This is a genomic window from Flavobacterium wongokense (genome assembly GCF_021608265.1).
GTDB classification, from domain to species: domain Bacteria; phylum Bacteroidota; class Bacteroidia; order Flavobacteriales; family Flavobacteriaceae; genus Flavobacterium; species Flavobacterium wongokense.
The window spans coordinates 1-17,876 of sequence record NZ_JAKIHP010000010.1; the positions used below are offsets into that span (position 1 = coordinate 1).

12 protein-coding genes and 1 other RNA gene are annotated in these 17,876 nt (G+C 39.7%); 5 read left to right on the top strand and 8 right to left on the bottom strand.

Annotated elements, in window-relative coordinates; genetic code table 11:
* Together L1S31_RS14415 and L1S31_RS14420 are read right to left on the bottom strand one after the other, a co-directional pair.
* Positions 1–5,810: beta strand repeat-containing protein (locus L1S31_RS14415; protein WP_236465490.1), on the bottom strand; the 5,810-nt coding region annotated here is incomplete at its 3' end.
* A gap of 21 nt (positions 5,811–5,831) precedes the next feature.
* Complete coding sequence (locus tag L1S31_RS14420) at positions 5,832–6,437, bottom strand: hypothetical protein (protein ID WP_236465491.1); 606 nt, start codon at positions 6,435–6,437, stop codon at positions 5,832–5,834.
* 621 nt (positions 6,438–7,058) lie between these two features.
* Between L1S31_RS14420 and L1S31_RS14425 the strand changes: the two genes are divergently transcribed.
* From L1S31_RS14425 to L1S31_RS14435, 3 genes are read left to right on the top strand one after another with little or no spacing between them, the layout of a single operon-like run.
* Positions 7,059–7,550 (top strand): SixA phosphatase family protein, encoded by a 492-nt coding sequence (locus tag L1S31_RS14425; RefSeq protein ID WP_236465492.1) that lies wholly within the window; start codon positions 7,059–7,061, stop codon positions 7,548–7,550.
* The gene (gene ppk1 / locus L1S31_RS14430; RefSeq protein ID WP_236465493.1) at positions 7,547–9,688 is read left to right on the top strand and encodes a polyphosphate kinase 1; all 2,142 of its coding nucleotides are present in this window, start codon (positions 7,547–7,549) and stop codon (positions 9,686–9,688) included. The genes L1S31_RS14425 and ppk1 overlap by 4 nt, the downstream gene beginning before the upstream one ends.
* Positions 9,689–9,702: 14 nt before the next feature.
* Complete coding sequence (locus L1S31_RS14435) at positions 9,703–10,593, top strand: Ppx/GppA phosphatase family protein (protein WP_236465494.1); 891 nt, start codon at positions 9,703–9,705, stop codon at positions 10,591–10,593.
* 3 nt (positions 10,594–10,596) lie between these two features.
* On the opposite strand, the gene L1S31_RS14440 is transcribed toward L1S31_RS14435, so the two are convergent.
* The 4 genes from L1S31_RS14440 to L1S31_RS14455 all read right to left on the bottom strand — a co-directional run bounded on the left by L1S31_RS14440 (position 10,597) and on the right by L1S31_RS14455 (position 14,394).
* A complete protein-coding gene (locus tag L1S31_RS14440) occupies positions 10,597–12,345 on the bottom strand; it encodes a DNA polymerase III subunit gamma/tau (protein WP_236465495.1) in 1,749 nt (582 codons plus the stop codon).
* A 123-nt stretch (positions 12,346–12,468) separates the two neighbouring features.
* The gene (locus tag L1S31_RS14445) at positions 12,469–12,768 is read right to left on the bottom strand and encodes a hypothetical protein (protein ID WP_236465496.1); all 300 of its coding nucleotides are present in this window, start codon (positions 12,766–12,768) and stop codon (positions 12,469–12,471) included.
* 157 nt (positions 12,769–12,925) lie between these two features.
* A complete protein-coding gene (locus L1S31_RS14450; protein ID WP_236465497.1) occupies positions 12,926–13,996 on the bottom strand; it encodes a DNA topoisomerase IB in 1,071 nt (356 codons plus the stop codon).
* The gene (locus L1S31_RS14455) at positions 13,996–14,394 is read right to left on the bottom strand and encodes a hypothetical protein (protein WP_370637884.1); all 399 of its coding nucleotides are present in this window, start codon (positions 14,392–14,394) and stop codon (positions 13,996–13,998) included. The genes L1S31_RS14450 and L1S31_RS14455 overlap by 1 nt, the downstream gene beginning before the upstream one ends.
* Before the next feature lie 110 nt (positions 14,395–14,504).
* On the opposite strand from L1S31_RS14455, the gene rnpB reads away from it, so the two are divergent.
* Positions 14,505–14,812: RNase P RNA component class A (gene rnpB, locus L1S31_RS14460), an RNA gene on the top strand.
* A gap of 150 nt (positions 14,813–14,962) precedes the next feature.
* Here the strand turns inward: rnpB and rsmD are convergent.
* The gene (gene rsmD / locus L1S31_RS14465; protein WP_236465498.1) at positions 14,963–15,523 is read right to left on the bottom strand and encodes a 16S rRNA (guanine(966)-N(2))-methyltransferase RsmD; all 561 of its coding nucleotides are present in this window, start codon (positions 15,521–15,523) and stop codon (positions 14,963–14,965) included.
* Positions 15,520–16,332, bottom strand: a complete 813-nt coding sequence (locus L1S31_RS14470) for a DUF3822 family protein (RefSeq protein ID WP_236465500.1) — start codon at positions 16,330–16,332, stop codon at positions 15,520–15,522. The genes rsmD and L1S31_RS14470 overlap by 4 nt, the downstream gene beginning before the upstream one ends.
* A 122-nt stretch (positions 16,333–16,454) precedes the next feature.
* On the opposite strand from L1S31_RS14470, the gene L1S31_RS14475 reads away from it, so the two are divergent.
* A complete protein-coding gene (locus L1S31_RS14475) occupies positions 16,455–17,876 on the top strand; it encodes an ATP-dependent DNA helicase (RefSeq protein ID WP_236465501.1) in 1,422 nt (473 codons plus the stop codon).

Below are 17,876 nucleotides of genomic sequence, written 5' to 3' on the forward strand. Positions count from 1 at the left end.
TCCGGGAACTGAGCCTGAGCCGCAGCAAGAGCAGCAGCATCACTACATTCTACCGTTGCGTTAAGCGAACCAGCAGTAGTAGTCCATGTTGGAGCAGTTGTATCCTGAACGTTGATTACCTGAGTGAATGTTGCAGAAACATTACCACAAGCGTCAGTTACTGTCCATGTATTTGTATAAGAACCGGCATTAGCACAGTTAGCAGAAGCTACGAACTGACCAGCAACCTTCACGATGTTAGTCACATCAGCATCACATAAGTCAGAAGCTATCGGGAACTGAGCCTGAGCAGCAGCAATAGCCGCAGCATCGCTACATTCTACAGTAGCGTTAAGCGAACCTGCAGTAGTAGTCCATGTTGGAGCAGTAGTGTCCTGAACAGTGATTACCTGAGTAAATGTTGCAGAAACATTACCACAAGCGTCAGTTACCGTCCATGTATTTGTATAAGAACCGGCATTAGCACAGTTAGCAGAAGCAACGAACTGACCTGATACTTTTACGATGTTAGTTACATCAGTATCACATGCGTCAGCAGCTACCGGGAACTGAGCCTGAGCCGCAGCAAGAGCAGCAGCATCGCTACATTCTACAGTTGCGTTAAGCGAACCTGCAGCAGTAGTCCATGTTGGAGCTGTAGTATCCTGAACATTGATTACCTGAGTAAATGTTGCAGAAACATTTCCACAAGCGTCAGTTACTGTCCATGTATTAGTATAAGAACCGGCATTTGCGCAACCAGCAGAAGCTACAAACTGACCAGCAACTTTCACGATGTTCGTCACATCTGAATCACATAAGTCAGAAGCTACCGGGAACTGAGCCTGAGCCGCAGCAATAGCCGCAGCATCGCTACATTCTACAGTTGCGTTAAGCGAACCTGCAGCAGTAGTCCATGTTGGAGCTGTAGTATCCTGAACAGTGATTACCTGAGTAAATGTTGCAGAAACATTACCACAAGCGTCAGTTACCGTCCAAGTATTAGTATAAGAGCCAGCATTGGCACAACCAGCAGAAGCTACAAACTGACCAGCGACTTTCACGATGTTCGTTACATCAGTATCACATGCATCAGAAGCTACCGGGAACTGAGCCTGAGCCGCAGCAAGAGCCGCAGCATTGCTACATTCTACAGTTGCGTTAAGCGCACCAGCAGCAGTAGTCCATGTTGGAGCTGTATTATCCTGGATAGAAATAGTAACAGTTGCAGTATCGCAATTTGTTGGGTTTAATTTTTCACAGATTCTGTAAGTGAATGTATAATCACCACAAGATGCACCTGGCAATAGGATAACATTTCCACTATTATCAATAGAAACAGAAGGAAAAGTACCTGTAAGGATTGTTAAATTCACGTTGCTTAAAGTAGCAGCAGCTCCATTCAACAAATCGTTAGTCAGGATATTTGCAATGGTTCCTGTTGTTGGACATACAATATTCTGATAAGTATCATTCACAGCATCAATAACTGGAGGAGTACACACAATAGTAACAGTTGCAGGATCACAATTGGTTGGATTTAGTTTCTCACACAAGTTATATACGATAGTATATGTTCCTGCGGCAGTACCTGCTGGTACAGAAACTTGTCCGGTAAGAATATCTAAAACAGGAACCGGAGCTCCACCAATAGAAACTGCAGGAGTTGTAACAGTGATGTTAACCTGAGTAATATTAACAGGGTTGTTGTTTAATGTATCAGGACCATTACCATTGTTGCTTAATACGTTTCCAGCATTAGGATTTCCTGTAGTACCATTACCGCCAGACATAGTATCGTCCTGAGCAATGATTGCCGGAGGATTAACTGTAATAGTTACCGTTGCAGGATCACAATTTGTTGGATTTAATTTTTCACAAAGGTTGTATACAATAGTGTATGTTCCGGCTGGAGTTCCAGCTGGTACAGAAACCTGACCTGTAGTAGTATTTAAGACAGGAACCGGAGCACCGCCAATAGAAACTGCAGGAGTTGTAACTGAGATATTAACCTGAGTAATAGCAACGGCGATGTTGTTTAATGTATCGGGACCATTACCGTTATTGCTTAATACGTTTCCAGCATTAGGGTTTCCATTGAAACCATTACCGCCAGGCATAGTATCGTCCTGAGCGATGATAGTTGCAGCACTAACTGTAATAGTTACTGTTGCAGGATCACAATTTGTTGGATTTAATTTTTCACATAAGTTATATACGATAGTGTAAGTACCTGCCGGAGTTCCAGGAGGAACAGAAACCTGTCCTGTAGTGGTTGATAAAACCGGAACCGGAGCACCACCGATAGAAACTGCAGGAGTTGTAACTGTTATGTTAACCAATGCAATATTAGCAAGGCTGCCATTTAAAGTATCAATACCATGACCGTTATCATTTAAAACGTTTCCTGCGTTAGGATTTCCATTCAATCCATTACCACCAGACATAGTATCGTCCTGAGCAATGATTACCGGAGGAGTAACTGTGATAGTTACAGTTGCAGGATCACAGTTTGTTGGGTTCAATTTTTCACACAAGTTGTATACAATAGTATAGGTTCCTGCAGGAGTTCCACCAGGAACAAAAACCTGTCCGGTTGCAATGTTTAAGGTTGGAACCGGAGCACCACCAATTGAAACAGCTGGAGTTGTAACAGTTATGTTAACCTGTGTAATAGTAACAGCAATGTTGTTTAAGGTATCTGGACCATTACCATTGTTGCTTAATACGTTTCCAATATTAGGGTTTCCTGTTGTACCATTACCACCAGACATAGTATCGTCCTGAGCAATGATAGTAGCAGCACTAACTGTAATAGTTACTGTTGCAGGATCACAATTTGTTGGGTTTAATTTTTCACAAAGGTTGTAAACAATTGTATAAGTTCCTGCCGGAGTTCCAACTGGTACTGAAATTTGTCCTGTTGTTGTGCTTAAAACCGGAACCGGAGCACCACCAATTGAAGTTGCAGGAGTTGTAACAGTTATGTTAACCAGTGAAATATCAGCATTGTTATTGTTTAATGTATCAGGACCGTTACCGTTGTTGCTTAAAACATTTCCGGCATTAGGATTACCTGCAGCACCATTACCACCAATAATTGTATCATTTTGAGCAATGATAGTTGGAGCAGTAACCGTAATGGTTACAGTCGCAGGATCACAATTTGTGGAAGGGTTTAGTTTTTCACATAAGTTATATACGATAGTATAAGTTCCGGCTGGAGTTCCAGGAGGAACAGAAATCTGACCTGTATTGATGTTAATAACAGGAACAGGATTTCCATTTATTGGTGTAGCTGGAGTTGTAATCGTAATATTAACATCCGTAATTTGTGCAGGATTGTTATTTAATGTATCAGGACCGTTTCCATTGTTGCTTAATACGTTTCCAACATTAGGATTTCCGCTTGTACCATTACCACCAGCGATTGTATCATCCTGAGCAATGATAACCGGGCATTTAGTAATTGTAAAAGGGAAATTACATCCTGTACTTCCACCTGAAGGAACAGCATAATACGTTACAGTTGAACCAGCAACCAATGGAATAGGATTGGCATCTGTATACTGAATCGAATTGATTGTTACAGGGAAACTGTTGTAGAATAATGATCCCAATGGGAAGTTAGACGCAATTTGCGATGGCAATACAGAAGTACTTGCACTACAATAGGAGAAGTGTCTTGTGTAATCCTGGTTTGGACAATTTGCTCCAACATAGGCTGTTCCATTAATTGCAATATTAATAGGAGTAGGGATTGGTTCACCAACACAACTTCCATTTTGAGTATATCCCTGAATTAATGATGAGTTGTTCAAAGCTACATTAGTTGTGCTACCAATACCAGTTGAGCCACCATTTACAGCTATTACGCTGCCACATGATGTGTTACTCAAAATAGCACAATCGGTAGTAGATTTTAATTTGAATGTCAATCGAGCTAATAATGAAGCTGGATTAGCAGGTAAAACCAATGTTCCAAAATCCCAAACAATAGATCCGGTTGCTCCTAAGCTAGGATTGAAAGTGATGTTGTTTGGAGTAGGAGTTGTTTGTGGACTGAAAATAGTACCCACAGCACTTCCAGGAACATAGGTAGTGTTATAAGGAATTGGAATAATCAACTTATAATTGTTAACCGCTTCCGTTCCAATATTTCTGATATCAACGTTGAAACCAGCTTCCTGACCCGGTAAAATCGTGTAAGGCTGTACAGCAGGAGAACCGTTGATAGTTGCAGTAGTAATGATTCCTTCAACTTGAGGAACATAAGCATCAACCGACATTGCTATGGTAAAAATAGAGTAAGTATCTCCATTGGTACCATATAAGAATTTTGTTGATGTCTGACTGTTTCCAATAATACTATTATTGTTGTTCGGAATGTTGATGATACCGATATCAATACCGGTATTGTTATCCAAGTTTGGATTTCTTGTACCAGGAGCATTGATGTATGATCTAAAGAAGTTATCAGGATTTGGGATAACACCATCCGTAGTTCTGCTTAATGTTGTATAGTTCGCAGTGTTAAGATTTCTGATTTTAAAGTAGTCAGCAGTATATCCGATATCACCTTCACTGGCCATAACACCAATCTTCATTCCAACGTTACCAGATACGGTAGCGTTAAAACCAGACACAGGCAATTCGATACCAGCAGATGAATTTCCGGCTTCTACATAAGCATAACCATCAAAAATGGTTACGTCTCTCCATTTCATTTTAGAGTTTTCGTAAACAACGATAATACCCCATCCACCAGAATATCCGGTACCACCAGGATTACCTTCAAGCAAAGCCATATCGGCTACAGTATATTGACCTAAACCGTTGGTTCTTACATAATCAGTAATTTCCGCAAATGCAGAAAAGATATTGTCATCAGTTCCTGATGGATAGTAAATATCATTAGTACCAGCAGTAATGTCAGTATAAGCACCTGATAAAGGACCTTTAAGTTTTACAACTCTTTTGTTGAATGATTTGGTCACGTTAGTGTTAACGATGATAGTTCCGGCTACATTAACATCAGCAAATGAAGAAGATTGGGTATCATTTGTCGATAAGTTCGTTGCAGCATCACGGATTAACTTTTTGATTGTTAAGGTAACCGTTCCGTTTGTAATAGTATACGGAGTGGTTAGTGTAGCTTCTGTACCAGCAAGATTTATTGTTGCAGGAACATTTATCTCTGTTCCATTGTTGTTTAACATTACTGTTACCCTAGGAATAGAAAGTACATTATAGAATCTAAACGCATAACTAGTACCACCAGATGTAAAAGTATAGATTGGATATCTGGTAATATTGGTTGAACCACCTCTGCTTATTGCTAAGTTATAAGTAGTATTTGCAATGCTTTGATTGTGTCCTACAGTAAGGTTGTTGTTAATCGTCTGATTCGATGGGAATGCTTTAGTCACATCGAAAGTTGTATTGGCAGACGATTTACCTGTCCAGTATAAACCTGCAAAAACTATGTTTGAACAAGAAGGGACAGAACCATTTTCTGATGGAATCACTAATGTAGATGATGAAGAGTTCCAAGTATTTGAATCACTATCAGTATCTACATAAATCATTGTAGCATCATTATTATTTGTCGTCGCAGAATAATTCTGAGGAGTCAAACAAGTGTTACCCAACATTGTGAAATCACCTTTGATGTTATAGATAGTTCTATTAGGACTATAGGTTGAGGTTCTTTGGGTAAAAGCTTTTCTAACCTGAGCGTCAACTGCATTCGAAAATCCAAAAAGGATTGCCAGCAATACAATTGAATGCTTAAGTTTTTTTACGATTGAGTTAAAGTATAAATTTTTCATATATTCTCTTTTTATCAATTTTTATTGATTGCGGTCTCCTTTGTCTATTTTATACAATAAGTTGAATCTATTATCAAAGTTAACGATGTGGCTGGCAATAGCTTCGCTGGTCGTGTTTAGCTTTGTAATAAAATAGATATATTTCAAATTAGGGAAATTTGAAAAAGCAGCTAAATCAATAGTTGAATTTAATTCACTTGCAGTGTTTATACGAAGAGTAACAATCTCAATATTATCCTTTTGGGTAATTGCATTGTTAAGTTGGTTTAACGCACTTAAATCTGTAAAAAGATTTGTAGGCGCAGCACCATAGGTTTTAACAACTCCTTCATAGTAATAAGTCGAAGACTGAACCTGGGTTACCAAGGCTTTCAATCGCTCAACGTTTATCTGGCTGCTAGTAGTGCCTGCCATACGCGCTGAAGTTGATCCTGTTGAAAACAGTAGTGAATTCACATCTGTTACAACGATTGTTCCTTCAGCTCTGGTGCCTTGAGCAAAACTGACAGAGCAAAAGGAAACCAACATTAGAATTAATAATAGTTTTTGTTTCATAACTTGACTTGTTTTTTCAAGCAAACAGATTGCTTGATGGTTAAATAATACATTTGGGCTATTTGTTTTCATACAATAGTTTATCGGGAAAAATAATTTCGCAAAATGGGATTTCGGGCTCCGAAGTAGTTTAGATGTAGGCATATAGGTAATAGTTATTTTGGGTCATATCTATCTTGTCGGCTAAATTAGATAGGAAACTACTAACGCACCCAAATTTTTCTACGAATAACCCAAAAACTCGTTTAACTGACGATTTTCCTGCATTATTTCAAGTTCATCGATAATTTTTTTGCTTTTTTGTTTAAATTTTGACATCATGATTTGGGTTTTTTAGAGGTTATTTTTTGCTTTTTTTAACTCTTTAACAAATCGAAAGTAGATAGTTTTATTTTATCCACCAAAAAAAACATCGATAAAATGCTATATTTCATAGATAAAATGCATAATTTAACATTTTTAAATAGAAAAAGACTACAAAAATAATTAACAAGAACCTGTTTATAACATTTTTTGTTTTTAACATTTATTTTATTAAAATGAGAATTAAATTCTGTATAGTATGTTTCCTTGCGTTTATCGTTACCGATTTGCTTTTTAACAAAGAATTAATGTATTTACTTCCCAATGCTGTTTCATAATACACATTAAAAGCTTAAATTTATAACTTCAAACATTTTACAATACTCCGTTATGAAACAGCTAATATTGGTCAGGCACGCAAAATCAAGCTGGGACGCTCCGCTTCGGGACTATGACAGGCCCTTAACCAGCAAAGGAATCCAGGATGCACACCTAGTCTCTTCACATATTGGCAGTCAAATGCCTAAAACCTTTTTGGTATGGAGCAGCGCCGCAAAGCGCGCCTCAGAAACAGCCATGATTTTCGCCCAAAACATCTCATTTCCGTTTGACAGCATTATCTTTAAGGAAGAGCTCTATACTTTCGATGAAAGAAAGCTCGAGCAGATCATTAAATCTTGTCCCGATGATTACGAACATTTAATCGTTTTTGGTCATAATGAGGCAATTACCAATTTTGTCAATAAATTTGGAAATACTTTTATCGATAATGTTTCCACATCTGGGTTTGTAAATATTATATTTGACCAAACGAGTTGGAAATACATAGACAAAGGGGTAACTAAAAAAGTTGTTTTTCCAAGAGATTTAAAATTAGTATGAGTACAGAGAATGGTTTTCGATATATAGATAGAGAAAAAAGTTGGCTGGCATTTAACGCCAGGGTTTTACAGGAAGCTGCAGATGAGGCAGTTCCATTATTAGAGAGGCTTCGTTTCATTGGTATTTTTTCCAACAATTTAGATGAGTTTTTCAGGGTTCGCTTCGCGGCAATCCGAAGATTGAGCCTGGCTGGAATTTCAGGAGAAAAAATCCTGGGCGGAATATCAGCGCAACAACTGGTAAAGGATATTACGGAAACAGTTATCAAACAGCAGACAGAAAGCTTACGTGTCCTGGAAACCATTGAAAAGGAATTGGTTAAGCAAAATATTATCATCATTGACGAGAATGAGGTTAGTGACGAACATGAGAATTTTGTTAAGGATTTTTTCATCCAAAAAGTAAGCCCGGAACTTGTTACGATTATCCTGAATGACCTTGCGGAATTCCCTTTGTTAAAAGATACTTCGGGTTATTTGGCTGTAAAGCTGGTTATGAAAACCGAAGCCAAAACCAATGTGTTGGGTTTGGTAAAAAAAGTCAAGCCAGAAGTGCGTTATGCCGTTATCGAAATTCCAAAAAACACCAACAGGATTGTAGAGCTTCCTGAAAAAGAAGGCAGGCAGTACCTAATGCTGCTCGACGATGTCATCCGATATAACTTAAGCAGCATTTTCAATATTTTTGATTACGAAAGCATTTCGGCTCATATGATTAAAATTACCAGAGATGCACAGCTTGATATCGATAGTGATATGAGTAAAAGCATGCTCGAAAAGATTGCGACTTCGGTAAAGGAACGCCGTATTGGAGAACCGGTTCGTTTTGTTTTTGATAAACATATTGAAAAGGATACGCTCAAATTTTTCCTTTCCAAAATGGGAATCGATGCTTCCGATAGTATCATTCCGGGAGGAAGATACCACAACCGACGTGATTATATGAACTTCCCAAACCTGGGCAGGTTCGACTTATTATATCCTCCAAGAGTGCCACTTCCGGTCGAAGGATTGTCACTTGAGGGAAGTCTTTTGAACAAAATTGCAAGGAAGGATTATCTAATCAACGCACCGTTTCAGTCGTTTTCCTATCTGATAAAATTCCTGCGTGAAGCAGCATTAGACCCAAAAGTTACTTCGATAAAAATAACCTTGTACCGTTTGGCTAAAAATTCCCAAATCGTAAGTTCGCTTATCAATGCGGCCAAAAACGGGAAAAAGGTTACCGTCCAAATTGAGCTGCAGGCGCGTTTCGACGAAGCGAGTAATATATCGTATGCTGAGCAAATGCAGCAGGAAGGCATCGAACTTATTTTTGGTATCAAAGGATTGAAAGTCCACAGTAAGATATGCGTCATCGACCGTATCGAAGAAGGGAAATTGAAGCGCTATGGCTTTATTTCTACGGGGAATTTCAACGAAAGCACAGCCAAAATCTATACCGATCTGACCCTGTTTACCAGCCATCAGCAAATCCTGAAGGACGTTAATAAAATCTTTGATTTCTTTGATGTGAATTACAGGGTGCATCGTTACAAGCATTTAATTGTATCGCCACATTACACCCGTTCGAAGTTTTATAAACTTATCGATAGGGAAATAAACAATGCCATTATGGGACGTCCGGCGTACATCAATTTGAAAATGAACAGCCTTTCGGATTATCCAATCATTGACAAATTATACGAAGCCAGCAATGCAGGCGTGAAGATTAAACTGCAGGTAAGAGGGATTTGTTCGTTGATTCCAGGAGTGAAAGGAATGAGCGAAAATATCGAAGCAGTGAGCATCGTCGATTACTTTTTAGAACATACGCGTTCCTATATTTTCTGTAACAATGATGATCCTGAAGTTTATATTTCGTCAGCCGATTTTATGACGCGTAACTTAGACGGCCGTGTGGAAGTAACCTGCCCAATTTATGATGAAGATATCAAAAAACAGATCATTGATACCTTTAATGTAGGCTGGAAAGGGAACGTAAAAGCGCGTTATCACTCAGAGAAGTTTGAGAATAAATACCGTATTCGTGGTGCAGGTGAACCTGTGTTCCGTGCGCAGCATGAAACCTACAATTATTATAAGAACAGGCTCGAAGACAGTCAAAAGCAGATTAAGGAGAAACCCCAAAAAGCGTAAGCACAAGGCATCAGATGATTTCAATTAAAAAATATGCAGCAATTGATATTGGTTCCAATGCCATGAGATTGCTCATTACCAATATTGTCGAACAACAGGACAGGGAAACCCAATTCAACAAAAGTGCCCTGATTCGGGTGCCGATTCGTTTGGGACAGGATGCTTTTACGGTTGGTGAGATATCTGATGTGAATATCGACCGAATGGTTGATGCGATGAAAGCCTTCAAACTGCTGATGAAGGTTTATAAAGTCGAACGTTACAAAGCCTGCGCTACTTCGGCAATGCGGGAAGCCTATAACGGAAAGGAAGTGGCCGACATCATCAGGGAAAAATGCGATATTGACATTGATATCATCGACGGGAAAATTGAAGCTACGATTATTGCTTCTTCTGATTTGCACGATTTCCTAAAAACCGACAAAACCTATTTATATGTAGATGTTGGTGGCGGAAGTACCGAATTCTCCTTGTTTACCGATGGTAAAATGGTCACATCCAAATCCTTTAAAATTGGAACGGTCCGTATGCTGAACAATATGGTGAGCGACATCGTTTGGGAAGAAATTGAAAAATGGATTAAAACCAACACCGAAGAATATGACGAAGTTATCCTAATAGGTTCAGGTGGAAACATCAATAAGCTGTTCAAGCTTTCGGGGAAATTACAGGAAAAACCGCTTTCGTATTTATACTTAAATTCACAATACCAATACCTGAACTCATTGACCTACGAACAACGTATCGCTGAACTGGCAATGAACACCGACCGTGCCGACGTAATCATTCCGGCTACAAGGGTTTATTTGAATGCGATGAAATGGAGTGGGGCACGTCAATTGTTTGTGCCAAAAATTGGTCTTGCCGACGGAATCGTAAAGGCAATGTACCAGGGAAGTTTGTAAAGCCTACTCATTCACTTCCAACCCAAAAAGATTCCGCATCACTTCAAGATTCGGATTCAGTTCAGCCAGTCGGTTGTATTTTTCCTGTGCAGTATATCTCTTTTTCTCTACCAAAGTTTCATTCACTTTGACATTAATCTGAATATCGTGGTTGTGCAGTTTTCCTCTTAGGTAACCCAAAAGTTCGGGTTTTTCTTTTTCAAAATCTATTTTGGAACTCTCGTTTGGCAATTCATGGACAATCGTTGTGCCTTCCAGTATTGGATCATTGATGGTCAAAAGCGCGGCAATAATTCGATAGCCTTTGTCTTCCATACGCTGGGCATACTTAAGCCATTGCTCGAGCATTTCGGTTTCGGTAAAAGGTTCACTCGCAAGATGCACGACTTCCTTTACGGTCGACTTCAGGTTTTCAGCCATTTCCTTTTTAGCACGGATGCTTGCCAAAGACATCGATGAAACTTTTGTTCCGTTTTCAACAGCTTGTGGTTTTGCTGTGCTCGGTTCGGCCTGTGTTGGATTTGTAATAACCGGAACTTCTGCTTGAGGTTCAATTACAGTAGTTTCAATTTTAACTTCTGCTTGCTCAACAACTTCAGGTATTTGTGCTTTAGGTGCTTTTACTTCCGAAATTGAGTAGTCATTCCTACGGTAATATGTAGGCGGAATTATAAAGTCAGGCTTTTTTTTTTCTCCATCAAAGTTGATGGAGGCAAGCTGCATTAAGGCAAGTTCAACTAAAAGGCGTTGGTTTTGTGAAGCTTTGTATTTCAAATCGCAGTCATTGGCAATATCAATTCCCTTTAACAAAAATTCCTGATTGGTTTTTTGCGATTGCTGTCCGTATAGTTGTTGCGCCGCTTCACCCATTTCCAATAAGGAAAGTGTTGCCGGGTTTTTGGCAACCAATAAATCCCTGAAGTGGGATGCCAAACCAGCAATGAAATGATGCCCATCAAAACCTTTGGCTAAAATATCATTGTAGGCCAACAGCAACTCCGGAATCTTATTTTCCAGAATCAAATCGGTTACATTAATATAAGTCTCATAATCCAAAACATTCAGATTCTCGGTTACCGCCTGACGCGTTAGGTTATTTCCACAATACGAAACCACACGGTCAAAAATCGACAAAGCATCACGCATCGCTCCATCTGCTTTTTGGGCGATAATGTGCAAAGCATCATCTTCAAATTCCACACCCTGGCTTTTGGCAACTTCCGCCAAATGCTCCTTGGCATCCTTCACGGTGATTCTTTTGAAATCAAAAATCTGGCAGCGTGATAATATTGTTGGAATGATTTTGTGTTTTTCGGTCGTAGCCAAAATAAAGATAGCGTGCTTTGGCGGCTCTTCCAGCGTTTTCAGGAATGCATTGAAAGCTGCCTGAGAAAGCATGTGTACCTCGTCAATGATATACACTTTATATTGCCCGGTTTGTGGCGGGATTCGAACCTGGTCAATCAGGTTACGAATGTCGTCAACCGAATTGTTCGAAGCTGCATCCAGCTCAAATACGTTGAAGGCAAAATCCTCATACGGATCGTCATACCCCGGTTGGTTGATTTTACGCGCCAGGATTCGGGCGCAGGTTGTTTTCCCAACACCTCTCGGACCTGTAAATAATAGGGCAGAAGCCAGGTGATTGTTTTCTATGGCATTGAGTAAAGTATTGGTAATAGCCTGTTGTCCGACAACGTCTTTAAACGTTTGCGGACGATACTTACGGGCAGATACTACAAATTGTTCCATAGATTTTTATTGGATTACAAATATAGAATAATTGTTGATTTTGTTATTTCAGAAGTAAGCAAATTGAGGAAAACTTATCCACAATTTGAGCATTAATGTTGATTTAGCTTCGCTCCGTTCGGCCTAGCCTCGGGTCCCCCTGATGCTTATCTCGTGTAAAACCTTAGCGGCCTCACTCTCAGAATTGGGCGAAAAACCGGCAACGAAAACTCCTTTTTCTCCGGTATTGGATTTGATGCCATAAACGATTGCTTCGTCATCGGGATTGGTATCGCCTTCATAACGGTAGATGTGCAGGATTTCATAATGCTCGGGATGATGCATGATGTCTTCTTCGAGCAGATTGAAATCAACAGTGAAGCCCATGGTTTTGAGTTCTTCCAGGGCTTTTAAAACGGAGGCGTAATGATAGCGGTTTTTCATACCTTAAAAATAATGAATTTTATTGGAATAGAAAATACAACTTTTAATTATCCTATAAGAAAGAATACGTCTCCTTAGCCCCGATTGAAGCAAGCTGCCATGCAGCGCGAAAAGCGGGAGCATTTATAATAGAAAGACAAAACTTGTGCTCCTAAAACTAACAGGCAACTTCGGCAATGGTTTCGTTTTCAAGAAGTATTACGAGCGCATATTCTTCGTTATTGAGTTCGGACTTAGAACTGTTGGGCTGGTATTTCCAAATGGTTCCTCTTTCAAAAGCGGCGATTACTGTTGGATGCACATAGTATTTTTTGCAGACGGTTCGTGTGTTTCCGAGTTTGGAAGCCACTTCGTCCAAAACTTGGACAACCTTATGTTTGAATTCGGTTTGGGTTTCGGGTTGGGATAGTTTCTGAAAAGCTTCGAGCGCATTAACGCTTCCTGCCCAGCAACGAAAATCCTTGGCAGTGAAATCCTCTCCGGTAACTTCCTTTAAATAATTATTGATGTCAGAGGAACTCACGCAGCGGTGGTTGCCTTCGGCGTCATAATATTGAAACAAATCCTGGCCCGGAATGTCCTGGCATTTTTTGACCAATTTCGCAAGTTTCATGCTTTCGAGGTTGATTTTATGCGTGATTCCTTTTTTGCCCACGAATTCAAATTCAATTTTATTTTTTTTGAAATGAACATGCTCATCCTGCAAAGTGGTAAGCCCGAACGAGCCGTACAACTTTTTATAGGCATCATTCCCAATTCGGATGTTGGTCATTTCAATGAGTTTGACAACCAATGCCACCACTTTCTCATAAGGCAGTCCTTTTTTGTTTAAATCGATTTCGACCTGTTTGCGGATTGCCGGTAGTGCTTTGGCAAAACTACGAAGCTTGTAAAACTTGGATTGATTCCTGATTTTATTCCACTGCGGATGATAACGGTATTGTTTGCGGCCTTTGGCATCAATCCCGGTTGCCTGTAGATGTCCGTTTTCATAAGGGGAAATCCACACATTTTCCCAAGCTGGTGGAATAACCAGTTTTTGGATGCGTTCCAAAACCGTTTTCTCACGAAGCTGTTTTCCGTTCTCATCCTTATAAAGGAAACCTTCGCCTTTGCGAATACGGAAAAAGCCATTGTTTACATTTATGGAATAGCGAAGCCCAACAGACTTGGCTGTGGTTTGGGGATTCCGGCCTATTTTTTCGAGTTTTGATTTGAGCCTTTCCATTATAAATGGTCAATTAGCTTAACCGCTTCCTTTTTTTCTGGCTCGCTTGGTTTGTTGGATTCGTCACAATCCGCATTCATTTCGGGATTTTGTTCGGGATCTTTTTTGTTTTTAATGCTCAGCTCGTTAAGAACCATGGCAGCACTGTTTTCGGTGTATGCCTGATGGCCAGCCACAAAAACCCCTTTTTCACCGGTGCTCGATTTGATTCCGTATACCGTAGCTTCATCGCCTGGATCACTTTCACCTTCATAATAATATAAATGTACAATGGTAAAATCGTGCGGGCTGTTGATAATCCTTCCTTCCTGATTGTTGAAGTCAACGGTAAAACCTTTTTCCTTTAATTCTTCCAATGCTGTAGAAACGGTGGCGTAGTGGTACATATGCGGATCCATGATTACTTTGATTTAATGGTTATTTAATGAAATAAAATTAATCCTTACCCACTGCTTTTGGGTTACAGAATTAAGTGGGAATGTTATAAAATTATTATTGTAAGTTTGCACCCGCAGACCGCCTTATCGTCTCAAGCAATTGAGGAGGAAAGTCCGGACACCAAAGAGTAGCATATTGGGTAACACCCAACCGTCGTGAGGCGAGGACAAGTGCAACAGAAAGCAGGTACAGGTAATGCTGTAGTGAAACCAGGTAAACTCTATGCGGTGAAATTCCAAGTATATCGGCATTTAAGGGCTGCTCGTCCGTTGCCGAAGGGTAGGAAGCTTGAACCAATGAGTAATTGTTGGTCTAGATAAATGATAAGGGTTTTGAGCAATCAAGATACAGAATCCGGCTTATAGGTCTGCTTTTTTTTAAAAAATAAGTTGCAAAGTCTCAAAGTTGCAGAGTTGCAAAGTTTATTTAGGAGCACACGTTTGATCCTTCATTCACTTATGCTCCCGCTGTCCGCTATATCTCGCTTCGCGAGGATGCCGCTTCCATCGGGGCTATCGGGACGATTCGTTACTCTTCTTCATCGTCCTCTGAACCAAATTCAAAGAAAGTAAACACCGAACCTCCATAGTTTTTCTGGAAGGAATAATTAGCCATTTGCTCCAGTTTGGTGTATTTCGAATGTTCTACAACCAGCATTCCTTCTTCGTCCAATAATTCGTTTTCAAAAATCAGTTCGATGATTTTCTCGAATTCCTTTTGTGCCATTCCATAAGGCGGATCGGCAAAAATGATATCGTAGTTTCCCTTATGTTTTTCAAGGAATTTAAACACGTCACTTTTAATTGCGGTAATGTCAAACTCAAATTCCTTAGCCGTTTTTTTGATAAAACCTACACAGCCCATATCGCCATCAATGCATAAAATTGGTGAAGCACCACGCGAGGCAAATTCGTAACTAATGCTTCCGGTTCCGGCAAAAAGCTCCAAAACGCTAAGCTCCGAAAAATTAAAATGGTTGTTCAGCACATTAAACAAGGCTTCCTTGCTCATATCGGTTGTGGGACGAACGGGAAGATTTTTGGGTGGGGCGATTCTTCTGCCTTTGTATTTGCCAGAGATGATTCTCATGAGTGGAGTAATATAAAGTGTTCGCGCTTTTCGGCTTCGGTCAGCGCACCAGATATTGAGCCTGCGTCAAACAAACAGGTATTGCGGATGTATTTATAGGCAATGTCGTAAAGTGCATCACCTTCGGCAATTTTGCCCAATAATTCCAATTTGAAATTTTCAGGATTCAGGAACAATTGCTCAGCAGTAAATAAGATATAGTAGATAAAATCTTCAGGCGTTTTGTATTCGAAGGTATTGTAAAGCAGTAATTTCTGATTTTGGATCACCACAATTTCGAAATGCGAATCGCTGACATGCACAAACATCTTGCGTTCTTCATTGTTTTTGGACAAATCCAAAAGCTTGTTGACCAAAATCGTATTAGCGTGTTTGTAGTCGAAAGTCCCAAACTGGTCAATAAAATAATTGTTCATGTTCACATACGGAATGTACACATTGTTCATTTCATAATTCCCCAATTCGTCAAAGGCAAAAAAATCGGTTTCAAAAACCTTGGTATTGAACTGCAGGTAACTTCCTAAATACTCTTCGTCAAACAAAGGCGTTGGCACAAAGGTCGATAGGTTGTTGCTGTGGATAATGATGATTTCATCATAACCGGCTTTCAGTTCGGGATGATTCAGGAATGCTTCGGCAAACAAATCTTCAATTTTGGTCGTAACATTTACTTTGCCCAAATCGATTTTCTGCAACTGCAGGGGCTTATTCATCAGCGTGTCAAACGTAGCAAACGACAAGCCGTTCAGTGAAACCTGAATTGCCAGTTTTTTGTACATTTTGTCGATAACACTCGTATTCTGCCACATAATTGCATTTGTTTATTGCGGAAGGCAAACTTACAATTTAATACAATATAATATATTAAAAATGTACTATAAATATAAACCGAACCCCTATCTTTGAAATCCAATTTTCAGCATAAATCCAAATGACTTCCAGCCAGTTTTACAGTATGTTACAAAAGCAGTTTCCGTTTCAGCCGACTGTAAAGCAGGACATTTTTTTTCAAAAGATTTCAGATTTCCTGACCAATTCCCATTCGGATGAAATTTTTGTACTCAAAGGTTACGCCGGAACAGGAAAGACCACAGTGATTTCTACCATCGTGAATAATCTGGGAGCAATTAATAAAAAATATGTTTTATTGGCACCCACAGGAAGGGCAGCCAAAGTCATTGCCAACTATTCGAACAAACCTGCATTTACAATCCACAAAAAAATCTATTTCCCAAAAAAAGGAAAATCTGGTGGTGTTTCGTTTACGATGCAGACCAACAAATTCAAGAACACGATTTTTATTGTTGATGAGTCTTCAATGATTTCGGATGTGAATACCGAATCGAAATTGTATGAAAATGGGTCGCTGCTCGATGATTTGATTTCGTATGTCTATAACGGGCAGAACTGCAAAATGATCCTGCTTGGCGATACAGCCCAGCTTCCGCCGGTGCAATTGGATATAAGTCCGGCATTGGACACCGAAAAACTGGCTATGAATTACAACAAGGAAATCTTTTCGATAGAATTGGATGAGGTAATGCGCCAGGAAGAGTATTCGGGGATTTTATACAACGCCACTGAATTGCGGGAACTATTGAAGAGTTCGTTTTTGGATGATTTCAAATTCAACCTCAAAGGTTACAAAGATATAGTCCGTTTGACTGACGGTTTTGATATCCAGGATGCAATACAAACCGCTTACAGCAATTACAGCATTGAAGATACCTGCTTTATTGTGCGTTCCAATAAAAGGGCAAACCAATACAACCAGCAAATACGCTCGAAGATTTTGGATAAGGAAAGTGATTTGTCTGTGGGCGATTTACTGATGGTGGTGAAGAATAATTATTTCTGGCTGAAGGAAACCGACGAAGCCGGATTCATTGCCAATGGCGATATCATTGAAGTGTTGGAGATTTTTGGCTTTAAGGAATTATACGATTTCAAATTTGCCAAAGTCAAAATCCGAATGGTTGATTATCCCGACCAGAAACCTTTTGAAACGATGCTGCTGCTGAACACAATAACCAGTGAATCACCGTCACTAACCTACGATGAAAGTAATCATTTGTACCAGGAAGTATTAAAGGATTATGAAGGCGAAGCACAATACCGTAAGTTCCTCAAAGTTAAAAACAACGAATACTTCAATGCGCTTCAGGTAAAATTCTCGTATGCGATTACCTGTCATAAATCACAAGGAGGCCAATGGAACACCGTTTTTATCGAGCAGCCGTATCTTCCGAACGGTGTTGATATCGATTACATCCGTTGGCTATACACCGCAGTAACCCGTGCCAAAGACAAATTATACCTGATTGGTTTTAAGGATGAGAGTTTTGCGGAATGA

Bases quoted from the DNA above. Each gene is read 5' to 3' on its own strand.
- rsmD (WP_236465498.1), bottom strand. From the start codon at position 15,523: ATGAGAATCATCTCTGGCAAATACAAAGGCAGAAGAATCGCCCCACCC.
- L1S31_RS14475 (WP_236465501.1), top strand. From the start codon at position 16,455: ATGACTTCCAGCCAGTTTTACAGTATGTTACAAAAGCAGTTTCCGTTT.
- L1S31_RS14455 (WP_370637884.1), bottom strand. From the start codon at position 14,394: ATGGATCCGCATATGTACCACTACGCCACCGTTTCTACAGCATTGGAA.
- L1S31_RS14425 (WP_236465492.1), top strand. From the start codon at position 7,059: ATGAAACAGCTAATATTGGTCAGGCACGCAAAATCAAGCTGGGACGCT.
- L1S31_RS14445 (WP_236465496.1), bottom strand. From the start codon at position 12,768: ATGAAAAACCGCTATCATTACGCCTCCGTTTTAAAAGCCCTGGAAGAA.
- L1S31_RS14450 (WP_236465497.1), bottom strand. From the start codon at position 13,996: ATGGAAAGGCTCAAATCAAAACTCGAAAAAATAGGCCGGAATCCCCAA.
- L1S31_RS14420 (WP_236465491.1), bottom strand. From the start codon at position 6,437: ATGAAAACAAATAGCCCAAATGTATTATTTAACCATCAAGCAATCTGT.
- ppk1 (WP_236465493.1), top strand. From the start codon at position 7,547: ATGAGTACAGAGAATGGTTTTCGATATATAGATAGAGAAAAAAGTTGG.
- L1S31_RS14440 (WP_236465495.1), bottom strand. From the start codon at position 12,345: ATGGAACAATTTGTAGTATCTGCCCGTAAGTATCGTCCGCAAACGTTT.
- L1S31_RS14470 (WP_236465500.1), bottom strand. From the start codon at position 16,332: ATGTGGCAGAATACGAGTGTTATCGACAAAATGTACAAAAAACTGGCA.
- L1S31_RS14435 (WP_236465494.1), top strand. From the start codon at position 9,703: ATGATTTCAATTAAAAAATATGCAGCAATTGATATTGGTTCCAATGCC.